General features: G+C 55.9%; 16 protein-coding genes. 10 read left to right on the top strand and 6 right to left on the bottom strand.

Features of this window, described 5'->3' with window-relative positions; genetic code table 11:
* Positions 1 to 30: 30 nt before the first annotated feature.
* From QZ498_RS02735 to ectA, 4 genes are read right to left on the bottom strand one after another with little or no spacing between them, the layout of a single operon-like run.
* Positions 31 to 1,473 (bottom strand): aspartate kinase, encoded by a 1,443-nt coding sequence (locus QZ498_RS02735; protein ID WP_294619977.1) that lies wholly within the window; start codon positions 1,471 to 1,473, stop codon positions 31 to 33.
* Positions 1,474 to 1,517: 44 nt separating this feature from the next.
* Entirely contained in the window at positions 1,518 to 1,910 is a 393-nt protein-coding gene (locus QZ498_RS02730; protein WP_294619975.1) for an ectoine synthase, read from the bottom strand.
* Positions 1,911 to 1,914: 4 nt separating this feature from the next.
* The gene (gene ectB, locus QZ498_RS02725; protein WP_294619973.1) at positions 1,915 to 3,207 is read right to left on the bottom strand and encodes a diaminobutyrate--2-oxoglutarate transaminase; all 1,293 of its coding nucleotides are present in this window, start codon (positions 3,205 to 3,207) and stop codon (positions 1,915 to 1,917) included.
* A gap of 45 nt (positions 3,208 to 3,252) precedes the next feature.
* On the bottom strand, positions 3,253 to 3,747 hold the full coding sequence (ectA, locus tag QZ498_RS02720; RefSeq protein ID WP_294619971.1) for a diaminobutyrate acetyltransferase: 495 nt from the start codon (positions 3,745 to 3,747) through the stop codon (positions 3,253 to 3,255).
* 269 nt (positions 3,748 to 4,016) lie between these two features.
* On the opposite strand from ectA, the gene QZ498_RS02715 reads away from it, so the two are divergent.
* The 10 genes from QZ498_RS02715 (at position 4,017) to yihA (ending at position 15,241) form a co-directional block, all read left to right on the top strand.
* A complete protein-coding gene (locus QZ498_RS02715) occupies positions 4,017 to 4,493 on the top strand; it encodes a MarR family transcriptional regulator (protein WP_294620018.1) in 477 nt (158 codons plus the stop codon).
* A 230-nt stretch (positions 4,494 to 4,723) separates the two neighbouring features.
* Positions 4,724 to 5,383: an ABC transporter ATP-binding protein gene (locus QZ498_RS02710; RefSeq protein WP_294619969.1), complete on the top strand. Its 660-nt coding sequence runs from the start codon at positions 4,724 to 4,726 to the stop codon at positions 5,381 to 5,383.
* Positions 5,361 to 7,028, top strand: coding sequence for a capsule biosynthesis protein (locus QZ498_RS02705; protein ID WP_294620016.1), 1,668 nt, complete (start codon positions 5,361 to 5,363; stop codon positions 7,026 to 7,028). The genes QZ498_RS02710 and QZ498_RS02705 overlap by 23 nt, the downstream gene beginning before the upstream one ends.
* Before the next feature lie 3 nt (positions 7,029 to 7,031).
* On the top strand, positions 7,032 to 7,865 hold the full coding sequence (gene kdsA / locus QZ498_RS02700; RefSeq protein ID WP_294619967.1) for a 3-deoxy-8-phosphooctulonate synthase: 834 nt from the start codon (positions 7,032 to 7,034) through the stop codon (positions 7,863 to 7,865).
* Positions 7,866 to 7,947: 82 nt separating this feature from the next.
* Positions 7,948 to 9,387: a phosphomannomutase/phosphoglucomutase gene (locus QZ498_RS02695; protein WP_294620014.1), complete on the top strand. Its 1,440-nt coding sequence runs from the start codon at positions 7,948 to 7,950 to the stop codon at positions 9,385 to 9,387.
* A 73-nt stretch (positions 9,388 to 9,460) separates the two neighbouring features.
* The gene (ttcA, locus tag QZ498_RS02690; RefSeq protein ID WP_294620012.1) at positions 9,461 to 10,330 is read left to right on the top strand and encodes a tRNA 2-thiocytidine(32) synthetase TtcA; all 870 of its coding nucleotides are present in this window, start codon (positions 9,461 to 9,463) and stop codon (positions 10,328 to 10,330) included.
* A 56-nt stretch (positions 10,331 to 10,386) separates the two neighbouring features.
* The gene (locus tag QZ498_RS02685; protein WP_294619965.1) at positions 10,387 to 11,901 is read left to right on the top strand and encodes a bifunctional diguanylate cyclase/phosphodiesterase; all 1,515 of its coding nucleotides are present in this window, start codon (positions 10,387 to 10,389) and stop codon (positions 11,899 to 11,901) included.
* A gap of 111 nt (positions 11,902 to 12,012) precedes the next feature.
* Positions 12,013 to 13,851, top strand: a complete 1,839-nt coding sequence (yidC, locus tag QZ498_RS02680; RefSeq protein WP_294619963.1) for a membrane protein insertase YidC — start codon at positions 12,013 to 12,015, stop codon at positions 13,849 to 13,851.
* Positions 13,848 to 14,591, top strand: a complete 744-nt coding sequence (locus QZ498_RS02675) for an MOSC N-terminal beta barrel domain-containing protein (protein ID WP_294619961.1) — start codon at positions 13,848 to 13,850, stop codon at positions 14,589 to 14,591. The genes yidC and QZ498_RS02675 overlap by 4 nt, the downstream gene beginning before the upstream one ends.
* A complete protein-coding gene (gene yihA / locus QZ498_RS02670) occupies positions 14,591 to 15,241 on the top strand; it encodes a ribosome biogenesis GTP-binding protein YihA/YsxC (protein WP_294619959.1) in 651 nt (216 codons plus the stop codon). Before QZ498_RS02675 ends, yihA begins: the two co-directional genes overlap by 1 nt.
* Before the next feature lie 111 nt (positions 15,242 to 15,352).
* On the opposite strand, the gene QZ498_RS02665 is transcribed toward yihA, so the two are convergent.
* Positions 15,353 to 16,120, bottom strand: a complete 768-nt coding sequence (locus tag QZ498_RS02665) for an amino acid ABC transporter ATP-binding protein (protein WP_294619957.1) — start codon at positions 16,118 to 16,120, stop codon at positions 15,353 to 15,355.
* 15 nt (positions 16,121 to 16,135) lie between these two features.
* Positions 16,136 to 17,437: an amino acid ABC transporter permease gene (locus QZ498_RS02660; RefSeq protein ID WP_294619955.1), complete on the bottom strand. Its 1,302-nt coding sequence runs from the start codon at positions 17,435 to 17,437 to the stop codon at positions 16,136 to 16,138.

Raw genomic sequence — 17,437 nt, 5'->3', positions numbered from 1 at the left:
TTGATGACAACACGCAATGCGATGCTCGCGTTACGCCGCCTTGCGGGGTTCAGTCAAAACCTCTGGCTGGCTGCCACGCTCAAAAAACGCGGCATGCAAGGCACTTATCGATTGCGAAAGCGCTTTACGCGGAACCACGAACTGCACATCGACCGCACGCGTCGTTTGATGCGCCGTGATAACGTCGACATCCGACTGCGCCAGCGCTTTCAAGCCGTTGGCCAAAACCTTCAGCCCCGACAAGTCGCGGCCGATCACCGAAGCGATGGCAAGCGGCTGAATAGTGAGTTCCGCGCTAGGATAAACTGCGTTCAAATCCCGCTCGACCTTCCGGATATCTCGAAGTGGCGCGTCCACGAAGTGCGTAATCGTATTGGCGTTCGATGTTTTGGACACAATGCGAATACCATGCCGTGTAAGCAATTCGAGGATTTTCGCATCATAGCCTTTCACCCCGACCATATCCTGTTCGAAAAGCTCAAGCGCATGAACATCAAGGCCTGTCACGATCTCTGCCGCCGGGGTTTGGGCAGGTTGGTCATCAATGAGCGTGCCAGGATCATGCGGCTCAAAGGCGTTAGTGACGCGCAAAGGCACGTCTGCCTGACGCAGGGTTTTGGCCGCCTTGGGGTGAATGGCCTCCATACCCATGTTCGAGAGCTGGTCGGCGACGTCATAGTTCGTATGACCCAGCTTAAACACGTCGCCTTCAACAAGGTTCGGGTCTGCCGAAGACAGATGGAATTCCTTGTGAATGATCGCCTCCCGCGCGCCGGTCAGGGCGGCTATACGGCTGAACGTCACTTCTGAATACCCACGATCGAACTCCGCCATCAGGCCCTCCTTGCACTGGGCATAGCCTGTGACAATGGGCATTTCCTTGGCGGCGTCGACGTCGGCGAAACCATCCCTGATGCGTTCATCCAAAGTCACTTCGCGCTCATCGCGCCAACCGCTGAGGTCAACGAATCGTGCGTTGATACCTTCGCGGCGCAACGCAAGGGTCGTCACGTAGGCCGAATGCGCCTCGCCCAATCCCGACAACAGTTCGCGCGTCAGCATCATGTGCTGGCTTAGCCGGAAATGTCCGTAGGAACACAGACGTTGCAAGTCGATCAAGCAGCTGCGGGCACCTTCAACGCGGTCACGCACGAAATCGTCCGCATCGCTGATGTCCGCCGGGTTCGCCAATACGGCAGCATGGGCATCACGCATGCCTTTCGCGACTTTCGACAAAGCATCAAGCCAGCCGTGGTCGTCTTCATCGTTGGCAAAGCAGGCGTAGACACCGGCCTCTTCGGTTTTCTTGTGCTCAAGCAACAAGTTGGTGATTCCGCCGAAAGCCGAGACAACGAACACTCGGTTGTACATCTCTGCGTTGTTGTCGCGATTGAACAAGGGCTCGATCAATTCGTTCAGGCGCGACATGGACGTGCCACCGATCTTCTCGACGGTGTGATTTTCAAAAGTCATCTAAGCTCATTCCAGGGCTTGCGCCCTGCAATGCCTCTCTGGTGTTAAGAAACCTCTTCCGGCGCGGCATAAGACCCATCTTCACGATGGACTTCTTTACCGGTCACTGGCGGGTTGAAAACGCAGGCCATGACGAGTTCTTCCTCGGCCCGCAGAATGTGACGATCATGCTCGTTCAGGGCATACATCGTACCCGGCTTGATCTGATGGGTTTCCCCGGTTGCCAGATCAGTGATCGACCCCTTGCCCTGAATGCAGTAGACGCTTTCAAGGTGGTTCTTGTACTCGAAGGTGTGCTCGCTGCCTTCGTGCAGGAAGGTGATGTGGAACGAGAACCCCATTCCGTCATCGGCCAGAAGCATCCTCACCGACGTCCAGTCTGCATCCGAAACGGAATTGCCGGCTTTGACCACGTCGTCAAAATCTCTCACAATCATTGGCTTACTCCGCTGCAATCTTCGTGTTCACCGTCGCGTCGCGAGCGGCATCCAGCAGGATGTTGAGACCCTTGCGCAACGTCTCTTCCGGGATGGTCAGCGGCGCGAGCACCTTGACCACTTCGTCCTGTGCGCCGGACGTCTCGATGATGAGGCCCTTTTCAAAGGCGCGGGCACAGATGTCACCCGCTAATTCTCCCGATCCGACATCGACGCCCTGCATCATGCCACGGCCCTTGAGGCGGGCATCCGATACGACATCTGCAACGGCTTGCAGCCCCTCGGCGAGGATGGCCGACTTCTTCTGCACCTCTTTTTGGAAAGCATCGTCTTTCCAAAACTTCTCGATCGCGACCCGACCAGTGACGAAGGCATGGGTATTTCCGCGGAAGGTGCCGTTGTGTTCGGCGGGCTTCCAAATATCATGCTCAGGCTTGATCAAGAGCGCGGCGAACGGCAGGCCGAAACCCGACAGCGATTTTGCCTGCGTGATCATGTCCGGCTTGATCCCGGCATCTTCAAAGGCGAAGTACGTCCCGGTACGGCCACAGCCCGATTGGATATCGTCCACGATCAGCAGCGCACCAAGTTTCTTGGCCAAACGGGCAACGCCCTGCATCCATTCATTCGACGCAGCATTCAGGCCGCCCTCGCCCTGCACGGGCTCAAAGATAAAGGCCGCGGGAGCATCGACACCGGAGGAGGGATTGTCGAACATCCACTCGATCTGTGCAAGCGTATCCACACCCTCACCAAGCGCGCCATCAAATGGCAAATGCGTCACATCGGCCAGCGATCCGCCACCGGCACCGGCACGCTTACTGGCGTTCCCGGTCAGCGAAAGCGCCCCCATTGTCATGCCGTGGAAGCCATTGGTAAATGCCACCACATTGCGACGGCCAGTGACCTTGCGGGCCAGCTTCATCGCGGCTTCAACGGCGTTTGTGCCGGTCGGGCCGGTCATCATCACCTTGTAGTCCATGCCCCGCGGCTTCAGGATGTTGTCCTCGTAGGCCTGCAGAAACTTGGCTTTCTCGGCGGTGTACATATCAAGCCCGTGAGCAATGCCATCACCCGCGATATGCTCGACAAGCGCTTGCTTCATATCCACGTCGTTGTGCCCATAGTTGAGCGACGAACAACCGGCGAGGAAGTCAATGTAGGTCTGCCCTTGAGCATCGGTCATTTCCGCGCCCTTGGCAGTGGTGAAGACCGTTTCGAAGCTGCGGCAGTAACTGCGCGCCTCTGATTCACGGCGATTAAAAATGGAAACTTCGGCTGACGTGTCAGTCGACATGATAAATCCTTTGGTTAGGAGAGTTGAAGGCTGGCGCGCAAGACATCAGGCCGCGCGCTTCAGCTCCTCGGCGAATTCGATTGTGACCATGTGTTCCGTCGCATGACGTCCGTCGAAATGGTCCTCACGGGTATAATGCGGCTCGCTGCGCAATTTGCCGTTCTGAGCCTTTGAGAACCGCCCGAACAGCGCCCAAGAGGCATCGTTGTTGATTGTGATCGTGGTTTGCAGGCGATTGACGTCCTTGCATTCTTGACGATCAAACAGCTCGGTCAGCATGCGCGTTCCAAGACCCTTGCCACGTGCTTTGGAAGACACCGCGACTTGCCATACAAACAGTGTCTCCGGATCGCTCGGCATGATGTATGCCGAAACCCAACCCACTGGCTCGCCATCCATTTCGGCAAGAATGCAGGTATCGCCAAAATGGTCACACTGGATGAGGTTACAATACATCGAGTTCTCATCCAGCGGGTGACAAGACGAGATCAAATCCCAAATCGCTGCACCATCCTCACGCGCGGGTTTGCGAAAGGTCAACTTTGTCTCGGCTTTTGATCCTTGAATGCTATGCACGGCTCTCAGTCCCTTTTTGTTTGTATGTCTAATAATACGTATCGCGCAAAATATTTCAAGAGGCTAAGTATTTTGCCGAATTATACGAGGACTCCCTCTAATTTGTATATTTTTATGCTTAGGACTATATATCACGTATGAAACATTTAGTTAGTAAAACCAAGGCTTCACCATCGCGGATTGCGCAGATCGAAAAAACGGGTAAGTTATCAAGGCCTTATCCGGAGCTTGACTTGGACCGCACAGATATCAGCCTCATCGCCCTTCGCCGCATTCTTCGTGCGACCGAGATGTATGCGCGCGATCTGGCGCGCGAGGCCGGACTTACGGCCGTGCAGCTACGCGTGTTGCAAATTGTCGCGGAAAAAGGGCGCGCGACCCCGACCGATCTTTCGCAGCGCATGGGCGTGACAATGGCCACAGTCTCCGCCCTCATCAAGAAGCTGGAAGGCAAAAACCTTCTTACGCGGCATCGCTCAACCACTGACCGCCGCCAGATGGACCTTGAGATCACCGATGAGGGCCTATCCAAGGTACAAGTTGCGCCCGATGCATTGCAGCAGAAGTACGTGAAACAGTTTGAAAGCCTTGAGGAATGGGAGCAGGCGATGATCGTCGCGGTCTTGGAACGCGTCGCAAGCATGCTCGACGCAGAGGAAATCGATGCCTCCCCAGTGCTTGCGGTGGGCGATATCCACCATACACACTAATATCTTTGGTCGCATAGGTCGCGCTGCGTCAGCCGTACCTGCCTTCTTGCGAGAAGGGGCCTTTACGGATCAAATCCCCATGACACAAGTTTTCGCCGCACCGGCATAAAAATGCCCAGTTTTGTTGGAATATTGTCCTTCAATCCTGCATAATGTGCAAAACATGGCTAATCGTCCATTAACAAAGCCTCGGTAAAGAGGTCAGGCAAGAGCAGCATCGGAGCAACTGGATGCTCGAGTTCGACAATGTGAGTAAGTCTTTTTGGACTGGCACGCAGCGCAAGGTAATTCTTGACCGCGTGAGCTTTCGTGTCGACATCGGCCATTCACTCGGCGTCCTAGCCCCCAACGGTACCGGCAAGACAACGCTGATCAACATGATGGCCGGCCTTGAAAAACCAGATGAAGGCGAAATAAGGCGTGGCTGTCGGATCAGTTTTCCGCTTGGCTTCATGGGTGGTGTGATTTCGAAAATTTCTGCGATGGAAAACTCTCGCTACATCGCCCGGCTATATGGCCTCGATCCAGATTATATCGAGGCGTTTTGCCGGTGGATGTGTAATTTGGGGGAGTATTTCGACCAGCCGTTGGGCACCTATTCATCCGGCATGCGGGCGCGATTCACTTTTTCACTGATGCTGGCACTGGATTTCGACATCTATTTGATTGATGAAGGCATGCCCAGTTCTACAGACGTTGAATTCAATCGCAAGGCCGGGGAGATCCTCAAGGAACGGCTGCGCACCACCACTGTCGTGATTGTATCGCACCAACCGGCAACCCTTGAAAAATTCGCGCGTTCGGCTGCCGTTCTTATGAACGGACAATTATACATGTTTGATACCTTGGAAGAGGCGAAGCAACTCTATGACTACGAAACCCAAGGCTAGAAAATTCCGCATCCGCCGAAACGCCCCAACCACGGGTGGCTCGGGTGGATCTCAACCGCACACGTCCGAGCAGGAGCCGCCGCAAGCGTCCCAGCAGGAAGACGGCGGTTCGGCACATGTGCACCCGACACAAGCTCATGAGGGGCAGATCAGTTCGGCCAGGGAGATGGCCGCGTCCCAGAGCATCGACGACATTCGCAAAGAAGGCCTGACCGGACGGCAACTGCGCATGGCCCGTCGTATGGCCCAAAAATATGGCCTTGCACCAACATCGGACTTTGACGCCGTACGGCTATTGCGCGCGAAGGGTGTCGATCCGTTCCAACGTGCCAATATCCTGGAACTCGTCGCGCCGGGTAGTGGCTCTGGCGGTGATGGTGGTGGGAGCGCGGCAAAGCCCACGACGCCCGAGGGCGGACAGCCCAAAGTCCAGCTGCCGCAAACGGTTCCAATGGGCCAGCAAAACCTGCCCTCCACCGAACAGCTCAGCCCGGCAGACCGCCGAGCACATGAGATCCAAGGGATACAGCGTGACATAGCAAAACGCCGCCGTCGCAGACTTTTGCTTTTGCTGACGCGTCTCGCAGCCTTCGTTTTCCTTCCAACCCTGATTGCCGGCTACTACTTCTATGCCGTCGCGACCCCGATGTATTCCACCAAGTCGGAGTTTCTTATCCTGACAGCTGATGGGGGGGGCACCGGGAGTCCCGCCAGCTTGTTCAGCGGCACCGCCTTTGCAACTGGGCAGGATTCAATTGCGACCCAATCCTATCTGGGCTCCAAAGACGCCATGCTTCGCCTGGACCAAGACGTGGGTTTCCGGGATCACTTCAGTCAGGACTGGATTGACCCCATTCAACGGCTTGCCCCCGATGCAAGCAATGAAAGTGCCTATAAGCTCTATAAGAAATATGTGAATCTTGGCTATGATCCGACCGAGGGTGTCATTCGGATGGAGTTGTCGACCGCCGATCCGGAAACGAGTGCGCGCTTTTCAGAGAAATTGTTGGAATATGCCGAAGAGCGTGTCGACCAACTGAGCCAAGAGAAACGGCAAGACGCTGTGAAGACGGCCGAGGCCAGCCTCGAAGACGCCAAGGAAGACCGCCGTGCGGCACAAGAGAGACTCGTGAAAATCCAGGAGGGGTCACTTCTTGATCCGGAAGGCGAGATTGCGTCGATACGGGCTTTGATCAACTCGGTCGAAATGCAGCTTCAGGAAAAGCAGTTGGCACTCAATACGCAAATGAACAATCAAAGGCCCAATCGGGCGAAAGTGGCCGCACTCGAAAGCGAGATTGAAGTGCTACAGGCAGAACTGAAAAAGCAAGAAGCGCGCTTGAACAGCGCAACAGAGGGGAGTTCCTCGCTTGCAGCACAGGCTGCCGAAATCCAGATGGCTCAGGCCGATCTTGCGACGGCTGATATGGTTTTGCAGTCAGCACTGGAAGCCAAGCGTCAATCAGAGATCGAGGCAAACAAACAGGTCCGTTACCTCACTGTCAGCGTGAAGCCAGTTGCCTCGCAAGACCCTTCCTACCCGCGGTCTTTCGAGAATACCATGTTGGCCTTCCTGATTTTCTCGGGCATTTACCTGATGATCTCTCTCACCGCATCAATCCTTAGAGAACAGGTATCGTCATAAACCATGAAACATATCGCCATCTCCGGTCTGAGCATCGGCAATGACCTGCCGCTGACGTTTCTTGCCGGTCCCTGCGCGCTGCAAAGCACAGATCATGCCCAGATGATCGCTGGCACACTTAAAGAAGCCTGTGAAGCGCACGGCGCTCAACTGGTTTTCAAAGGCAGCTTCGACAAGGCCAATCGAACCTCCGTGTCAGCGCAGCGCGGCACGGGTATTGACGAAGGCCTGAAGATTCTGGAGGCCGTGAAAACCGGGCTGAACATCCCCGTAGTGACCGATATCCACTTGCCGGAACAATGCGCTCCGGTGGCCGAAGTTGCGGATATCTTGCAAATCCCAGCCTTTTTGTGTCGCCAGACGGACCTTTTGGTCGCCGCGAGTGAAACAGGTGCCGTCATCAATGTCAAAAAGGGCCAGTTTTTGGCACCTTGGGACATGGTGAACGTCATCAAAAAGATCGAGCGTACGGGCAACGAGCAGATCTTGCTGACAGAGCGCGGAACGTCATTTGGCTACAATACCTTGGTGACGGACATGAGAGCTTTGCCGCAAATGGCGGCAAGCGGTTACCCGGTCGTCATGGACGCCACGCATTCCGTGCAGCAACCGGGCGGCAAGGGTGGAAGCACGGGGGGGCAACGTGAATTTGCCCCGGTGATGGCACGCGCAGCCGTGGCGCTTGGCGTTGCCGCGGTATTTATCGAAACCCATGAGGACCCGGATAACGCACCCTCGGACGGGCCCAACATGATTCCTCTTTCTCAGATGCCCGCACTGATCGAAAGCCTGATGACTTTCGACAGTTTGGCAAAATCTGATCCGATACGACTTTGAGTAAGCAATGCGAGTGAGTTCTGCCGTGAGAAAACCATCCCCGAACGTTGTTCAAAACAGCTGGTCATTCCTGCGCGATGCGATGATTTCACCCACAGGCTTCCGCGAGTACGATGCCCGCTGGAAATATCCCGAAGAAATCAACCTACCCGGGGTGACTGCCCTGGGGCTAGGGCTTGGGACGCAAATGCAAAGGCGTGGGATCAAACCCGAAATTGCTGTTGGAAATGACTATCGGGACTATTCGTTGGCCATCAAACAGGCGCTCATGCTGGGACTCATACAAGCGGGAATTCAGGTCAAGGACATTGGCCCGGCCCTCAGCCCAATGGCGTATTTCGCTCAGTTCCACCTTGATACTCCAGCTGTCGCAATGGTCACGGCCAGCCACAACCCGAACGGGTGGACGGGTGTGAAGATGGGGTTCGAGCGCCCATTGACACATGGCCCTGATGAAATGGCCGAACTGCGTGACATCGTTTTGAATGGGGCAGGAGAAGCCCGCGAAGGCGGTGGCTATGAATTCATCGAGGGTATCCGCGAGGCTTATTTGGACGATCTCGTGGGCGACTTTAAAATGTCGCGAAAACTGCGCGTTGTCTGTGCCACCGGAAACGGCACCGCATCCGCCTTTGCGCCCGATCTTTTCGAGCGGATAGGGGTCGAGGTCATCCCCTCCCATAACGAGTTGGACTACACCTTTCCGCATTACAACCCGAACCCCGAAGCCATGGAAATGCTCCATGATATGGCCGACAGCGTTAAGCAAAGCGGTGCGGACTTTGCGCTTGGCTTTGACGGTGATGGCGACAGGTGCGGCGTGGTCGATGACGAGGGCGAAGAGATTTTTGCCGACAAGGTGGGCGTCATCATGGCCCGGGATTTATCCAAGCTTTATCCGGATTCGACCTTCGTGGCGGATGTAAAATCAACCGGGTTATTCGCCTCGGACCCCGAATTGAAACTGCATGGCGCGAAAGCCGATTATTGGAAAACCGGTCACTCTCACATGAAACGACGGGTTAAAGAAATCGGCGCGCTCGCCGGGTTTGAGAAATCAGGCCACTACTTTCTCGCCGAACCCGTAGGGCGCGGCTATGACTGCGGTATGCGCGTGGCCGTCGAGATCTGCAAACTAATGGATCGCAACCCCGGCCAGTCGATGTCCGATCTTCGCCGCGCCTTGCCGCAGACTTGGTCAACGCCAACGATGTCTCCCTATTGCGCCGATACCGAGAAATATGACGTCCTGGATCGCTTGGTGGAAAAGCTGGTCGCCAAGCATGAAGCCGGTGAAACGGTCGCCGGGCGGACCATCGACAATGTGGTTACGGTCAATGGGGCGCGGGTCATTTTGGACAATGGGTCATGGGGCTTGGTGCGCGCGTCCTCGAACACACCAAATTTGGTCGTGGTCTGTGAAAGCAGCGAAAGCGAAGCGGAAATGCGCGCAATCTTCGAAGCGATCGATGCCGTTATTCGGACAGAACCGCAGGTCGGTGAATACGACCAGACGATCTAAGGCAGGCCGTTTCGAAGTCCACGGCCCACACAAGCGGCTTGTTCGTTGGCCGCAAAATAACTATAGGCAGCCCATGTTGGACGAGGCTGACGATATCCACCCACTTTTCTCCGGTGCACCAAGCAGTACCGAGTTCAAAAAGCTGCGCAAACGAGTCGTTCGCCAGACGCGTGAAGCAATTGAACAGTTTGGCATGATTGAGAAAGGCGCACGTTGGCTTGTGTGTCTTTCTGGCGGCAAGGACAGCTACACCTTGCTGGCCGTTTTACACGAGTTGCAATGGCGCGGTCTGCTGCCCGTCGACATCCTCGCCTGTAACCTAGATCAGGGGCAGCCGGGGTTTCCCGCGACAGTCTTGCCTGATTTCCTCGAAAAGATGGATGTTCCACACAGGGTGGAATACCAAGACACCTACTCGGTCGTCATGGACAAGGTGCCGCAAGGACGTACCTATTGCGCGCTTTGTTCGCGCCTCAGGCGTGGCCACCTTTATCGCATCGCAAGAGAAGAAGGGTGCACAGCGGTCGTCTTGGGGCATCACCGTGACGATATTCTCGAGACCTTTTTCATGAACTTGTTTCACGGCGGGCGCTTGGCCACGATGCCACCGAAACTTGTGAACGAAGAAGGCGATCTTTTCGTTTACCGCCCCTTGGCATTTGTCGCCGAGTCAGACTGCGAGCGTTTCGCGAAGGCCATGCAATATCCCATAATCCCCTGCGATCTATGCGGATCGCAAGATGGATTGCAGCGCCAACAGGTGAAAGGCATCTTGGACGCTTGGGAAGCCAATTCCCCAGGGCGCCGACAGGTCATGTTTCGGGCGCTCATGAATGCCCGGCCCTCACACCTTTTGGACCCGAAGCTATTTGATTTCGCAGGTCTCGAACGTGGATCTCTAAAATTGAACGAAAATCCCGAGGGCTTGCCGAAGCTGCGTTAAGCCGGTGTTGAGGCGACCAAAGATACCATCATGCGGAAACGCTTCGGAAAGCCCGCATGATACTATCGCTGAAATCTTCGCTTGGCAAAGCCCTGAGCCTTGCTTCCGTTTTAGGCCAAAGACCACAAGTTCTCGCGTTTTTGCCTGCGCTTGTTCTAGGTAGTTTTTGGCTGGGTGGAGAACTATTGCTCATGGTCACCGCACTCGGCATTCCTGTACTTTTGGCCTTTGCCGAACAAAGGGACGACACCGCAATCTCGGCGCATAACGACAAACTGGAAGATGAACTGGACTCAGTGTTGTCGATAGCGCGGCGCAAAGCGCTCAAGACTGTATGCTACATGGTCGAAATCGATGATCACCGTACGATCCTTGATCGCTTTGGCTCGTCGGCCATGGCTGACATCATGGATCAGACCCAAACCCGTCTCAAGCGAGCCGTCAGAAATCAGGATCGCGTGCGCATCTTGAACGACAACCTCTTGACCGTCGTCATCGCGCCGACGCGCCAACTCGACCACCCATCAGCCCTTAAACTTGCAGGGCGCCTGCAAAGCGCGGTCGAGGAGCCATTGGCGGTGGATGCGGCCAATATCTATATCTCAGCGTCCATTGGATTTTGCACCAGCGATACGCTCTCCAATCCCACCGGTGCCGATTTGGCCGATGCAACGACACTCGCGCTTAGAGACGCCCAACGCCATGCCCCGTCAGGGTTGCGCGCGTTTTCTCGTGATTTGACGATTTCCGACAAGGCGCCCGCCCAATTGCGTCACGAGATAGAGGCTGCATTCGAGCAGGGCCAAATCAAAGCCTGGTTTCAACCCCAAGTTTCAACAGAAACAGGAATGGTGACCGGGTTCGAGGCGCTCGCCAGATGGCAACATCCATCCAGAGGTATGATCCCACCCGCAAAGTTTTTGCCGGACCTCGAGCATTCCGGGCATATCGAACGCCTTGGCGAAGTCATTCTGAACGATGCCCTCACCGCCATGTCGCAATGGGACAGCCTTGGCCTTACGATTCCAAGGGTTGGCGTAAACTTCGGCTCCGACGAACTCCGAAATCCCAAGCTTGTCGAGAACGTGGCGTGGGCCTTGGATCGTTTCGACATAGCCGCGCAACGTCTTGCCGTTGAAATACTGGAAACCGTCGTTTCCACGTCACCAGATGACACGATCTCAAGCAATATTCGTGGATTGGCTAACCTTGGCTGCCATATTGATCTGGATGATTTCGGCACCGGTCACACCTCTATCTCTTCGATCCGCCGCTTCGCTGTTCAACGTCTGAAAATTGACCGATCCTTCGTCGTAAAGGTTGACCAAGACCCGGATCAAAAAGACATGATCGCAGCCATACTGGTGATGGCGGAACGCTTGGGGCTGGATACCATTGCAGAAGGGGTCGAAACGGCCGGTGAGCACACCATGCTGGCCCAACTCGGGTGTGGGCATGTACAAGGCTATGGAATTGCGCGACCAATGCCGTTCGAACGCACCATGGAATGGCTCGAGGCTCACGCGCAGAAAGTAAAACAGCCCCCGATCATTGGAAGGCAAACAGGGTGAATCTTGTAATCCAGTGCGACACACATGGCCGATTTCCCTGAATCCACTTGACCTTTGCCCCCGCACTCTGTTGAACCCCCGTGAACGTCAACAGACAGGTGGCCACCGACGATGGACGATCAGAACAAGAACCTAATTCTCGCAACCGCGCTCAGTTTCATCGTCATTCTGGTGTGGTTCGTCGTGTTTCCTCCGCCTGAGCCGACGGAGTCCCCCAACGCCAGGACAACTGCTGAGTCAACGACATCCGAGCCGACCTCGGCAAGTACGCCTACGGCCGAAGGCGATACAACTGTCGCGGCGCAATCTGGTGGCGCGACGACCTTGTCTCAGGATGCGCCGCGACTCGCGATCAATACTCCAACCGTTGAAGGCGCCATTTCCCTTCAGGGCGGACGTATCGATGAGTTGTCGTTGAAGAATTACCGCGAAACCCTTGAACCGGGCTCGGACATCGTCCAATTGCTTCAGCCCGTGGGTGGTGAAGAACCCTATTATGCCCTGTTCGGCTGGGCCCCCGGTGCTGGTCTGGCCCCTGATCAAGTTCCCAATGCAGATACAATTTGGTCGGCGGAAGAAGGCAGCGAATTGACACCGGATTCACCTGTTACATTGCGTTGGGATAATGGGTCGGGTTTGATATTCGAGCGCGTGATCTCGGTCGACGAGGACTTCATGTTTACCGTCACGCAATCGGTTGAAAACACAGGCAGTCAAACGCCTACCCTCGCGCCGTACGGGATCATTGCCCGCCATGGCGAGCCTGCAGATATGAAGAACTTCTTCATCCTGCACGAAGGCTTGATTTCAATGTCAGACGGTGAACTCGCCGAAGTCGATTATGATGACGTGGCAGACTACGAATTCAACCCGCGTGAAGGTGCGCCAGCGGAGGTCGTGCAAGTCAACGAAAACGGCTGGACTGGTTTTACAGACCACTATTGGATGACGACGCTCATCCCAAATCCCGGTACGCCGTTCAAATCTGTCAACAAATACGACCCTACGCGCAATATTTACCAAACCGAAGCGGTGCAACCGACGTTAACTGTCCAGCCTGGTGAGAAAGCAACGGCACAAACGCGACTCTTCGCAGGTGCGAAGGAATGGGAGGCCATTCGATCTTATCAGAACGAAGGCGGCGTCGAGCGTTTTCTCGACTCAATTGATTGGGGTTGGTTTTTCTTTCTGACCAAACCGATCTTCGCCGTCCTGCATTGGTTGAACGTCACCCTCGCAGGCATGGGGCTCGCCGGGTCCATGGGATGGGCCATCATCGGTCTAACCCTTTTGATCAAAGCACTTCTTCTACCGCTGGCTTATAAATCCTATGTCTCGATGGCGAAGATGAAGGAACTCCAACCGCAGATGGAGAAGATCAAGGAAACCGCGGGCGACGATCGCCAGAAGCTCCAACAAGAGATGATGGCGCTCTACAAGAAGGAGAAGGTGAACCCTGCCTCCGGCTGCTTGCCCATCCTCCTGCAAATCCCGATCTTCTTTTCGCTCTACAAGGTGATTTTCGTCACGCTGGAACTGCGCCACGCGCCTTGGGTCGGCTGGATCAAAGACCTCTCGGCGCCCGACCCCTCGTCGCTCTATAACCTCTGGGGCATCTTCCCTTGGGACGCACCCGAACCCGGCTCGATCATGGCGCTGATCTTCATTGGTATCCTGCCGCTTCTGCTGGGTATCTCCATGTGGCTACAGCAAAAGCTCAACCCGGCACCCACTGACCCCACACAACAAATGATCTTTGCTTGGATGCCTTGGGTCTTCATGTTCATGCTGGGCAGCTTTGCCAGCGGGTTGGTCATTTACTGGATCGCGAACAACACGATCACCTTTTCGCAGCAGTACCTGATCATGCGAAGCCAAGGGTATAAACCAGACGTTCTGGGTAACATCAAATCCAGCTTCAAGCGCAAAACGCAGACGGAAGAAAAATGACCGGACAGATCACCAAGATCATCCGGCACCCCATCAAGAGCCACGGTCGAGAGGCCGTGGCTCGTGTCTCTTTGACGGCAGGCCAAACCATGCCGTGGGATCGCACATGGGCTGTCGCACATGAGCTTTCCGATGCCGATGGCTCCGAATGGGTCCCCTGTCAGCACTTTTCTCGCGGCTCCAAGGCGCCCAGCCTTGCGGCGATCACCGCCAAACTGGATGAAGACAGCGCCAAGGTCACCCTTCACCACCCCACACAAGGCAGCCTGACGTTTCACCCCGATACCGAGGGCGACAAGCTGCTTGATTGGGCGCGCGGCCTGATCCCTTCCAACCGCGCCCAATCCACCAAACTTGTCCGCGGCGCAAAACGTGGCTTCACCGATAGCGATTTCGCCTCGGTGACCCTGTGCAACATGGCCTCGCACCGCGCCGTTGAGGCCCGCATTGGGCGCGACCTGTCCATCCATCGCTGGCGCGGCAATATCTGGTTCGATGGACTGCCCGCATGGGAGGAATTCAACTGGATGGATCGCGAGGTGCAAATCGGCAGCGCCATCCTCATCCCACGCGAACGCACCGACCGTTGCCTTGCAACCCACAACAACCCCGACACCGGCGACCGTGACACGGACATCCTTAGCGCGCTAGACAGTTTCGGACATCAGGATTTCAGCGTCCGCGCCGAAGTCGTGAAATCCGGTGACATCGCCTTGGGCGACGAAATAGGGTGCCTATGATGCAGCTTCCCTTCCCCGTCGCAGAAACCCCGGATGAGGCCACACTTGAAAAAGGCCGCAAGCTTTTCGCCGGCCCCATCGACTTTCTCAAAGGGGTGGTCGCCATGTCCGGCCTGCCCCCCGCCGACCGGCTTGAGGTCTGTTTCGCCGGGCGCTCGAATGTGGGTAAATCCAGCCTGATCAACGCGCTTACAGGTCGGAAGGCACTGGCCCGCGCCTCCAACACGCCCGGCCGCACACAGGAAATCAACTACTTCACCATGGGCGAAGAACGCTACCTTGTTGACTTGCCCGGCTATGGTTACGCCAACGCACCGCTGGCCAAGGTCGAACAATGGCAGCGCCTGCTGAAACAGTACCTCTCAGGGCGTCAAACCCTACGCCGGGCCTTCGTCCTGATCGACGCGCGCCACGGGATCAAACCTGTCGACGAAGAGATCATGAGCCTGTTGGACAGCGCCGCCGTAACCTTCCAATGCGTTTTGACCAAAACCGATAAGGTGAAAGCCAAGGATCGCGACAACGTGCTGAAACAGGTGCGCGGGAAACTCTCGGCCCACCCTGCCGCCTTCCCCGAAATCCTTCTCACCTCCTCGGAAAAGGGCGATGGCATCGCCACTTTGCGGGCGATCATCGCGAATCTGGACTGACGCAACCGAAATCTTTCAAAGATTTCGGACCGATTTCTTTTCAAGAATTCGGCACCACGCCAAAAAACGCGACCCTCTCAGGCCGTGTTTTCATGTCTCGTTTGGCTGGGCTCAGTGGCCCAAAATCTGGCTCAAGAACAGCTTGGTCCGCTCAGATTTCGGGTTGTTGAAGAACTCTTCGGGTTCATTCTGTTCAACAATTTGACCTTGGTCCATAAAGATTACACGGTTGGCAACCTTGCGGGCGAAGCCCATCTCGTGCGTCACGCAGAGCATGGTCATACCTTCTTCGGCAAGCTGGATCATCGTGTCCAGGACTTCCGAGATCATCTCGGGATCCAAGGCCGACGTGGGTTCGTCGAACAACATGATCCGTGGCTTCATGCACAGCGACCGCGCAATCGCCACACGCTGCTGCTGACCGCCCGAGAGCTGACCGGGATACTTATCGGCCTGCTCAGGGATCTTGACCTTCTCAAGGAAGTGCATGGCGATCTCCTCGGCCTCGCGCTTAGGCGTCTTGCGTACCCAGATCGGCGCAAGAGTGCAGTTTTCCAGGATCGTCAGGTGCGGGAACAGGTTGAAGTGCTGGAACACCATTCCGACCTCAGACCGAATCTTGTCGATGTTCTTTACATCCGACGACAATACCGTGCCATCCACGGTGATTTTGCCCTTCTGATGCTCCTCAAGCGCGTTGATGCAACGGATCAACGTGGACTTGCCCGACCCCGAAGGCCCCGCAATAACGATCCGTTCACCACGATTGACCGTCAGGTCAATATCCCGCAGCACGTGGAACGCCCCATACCACTTGTTCATGTTTTCGATAGAGATCGCGACTTCGTCGCTGACTTGCATTTGAGCGGCTTCAGACATGGTGCCCTGCCCTCCTTAACGATGATCGGTTTGCAGCTGACGTTCCAGCCACTGCGAATATTGCGAAATGCCGTAGCACACGACGAAGAACAGAAGCGCGGCAAAGCCCAGAAGCTCCCAATACACGCCGTTCCACTCGGTCGAGGCAAGGATCGGTCCACGGATCATGCCCACAAGGTCGAACATCGAAATGACCGACACCAGCGTGGTATCCTTGAACAGCCCCACCGCCACGTTCACGATCCCCGGGATCGAGATTTTGAGCGCTTGCGGCAGGATGATCAGGCGCATCGCCTGCGGATAATCCAGCCCCAAACTATCGGCGGCCTCATACTGACCCTTCGGCAAAGCGGCAAGGCCGCCCCGGATCACCTCGGCGATATAGGCCGAGGCGAACATCGTGATCATGATGATCACCCGCAGGATCAGGTCAAAGGTCGTGCCCGGCGGCAAGAAGTAGGCCAGAACCACGTTCGCCACGAACAAAAGCGTGATCAGGGGAACACCGCGAATGAACTCGATGAAGAGCACGCAGATCCACTTGATGATTGGCATGTCCGATTGCCGCCCAAGCGCCAGCGCGATCCCGAAGGGAATCGACAGCGATACGCAAACCGTCCCAAGGATCATGTTGAGCATGAAGCCCCCCATGTCCCGGCTGGGCACGGCAGCCAGAAGCGTATTATCGCTTACCGTGGCCTCAACGATCATGCCACCGATCCACCATGTGATCAGTGCCGCGATGATTGCCCCAAAGAACCCCGCAGCGAAAGATTGCTTCACCAATCGGTTCCAGACAATGTAACCCGTGACGAACCCCAACAGTGCAAACACCGGCGACAGGATCGAGCCGCCCCAAATCAGCCAATAGGCCAAGAAGGGATACAGGCCCGAGAATATCAACAGCTTTCGCGGGACGTGATTGGGGAACATGATGGGGGCCGCCGCCGCAAACAGCAGGACAAAGGCCAATGTCGGGCGCCAATATTCCTCGGACGGGTATTTGAACCCGAACAAGAGTTGGTTCCAACGCTCGGTCAAGACAGCGAAACACCCGCCAACATCCCCTTGCAGGATTTCACGGCAGGCACGAAGGGACGGTGCATCCCAGATGCCATTCAAGAACCATGGCAAAAAGCCCGCCAGCAGATAGTAGACTGCGGCAAGCGCCGCCAGCGTCAGAATGCTGTTGGAAACGCCCGAGAACAAGTTTTCACGCATCCACTTGACGATGCCGGTTTCCATCGCCGGCGGCGGCGCTTCGGGCAGCATCGTGTCCCGGACAAAGGCGATGGAATGCTGGTGTGTATCCGACAT

It is taken from the genome of uncultured Roseovarius sp., from assembly GCF_913057115.1.
In the GTDB taxonomy this organism is placed as follows: domain Bacteria; phylum Pseudomonadota; class Alphaproteobacteria; order Rhodobacterales; family Rhodobacteraceae; genus Roseovarius.
Note: the sequence above shows the minus strand (reverse complement) of the source record. Positions and strands in the feature narration are given on the sequence as shown.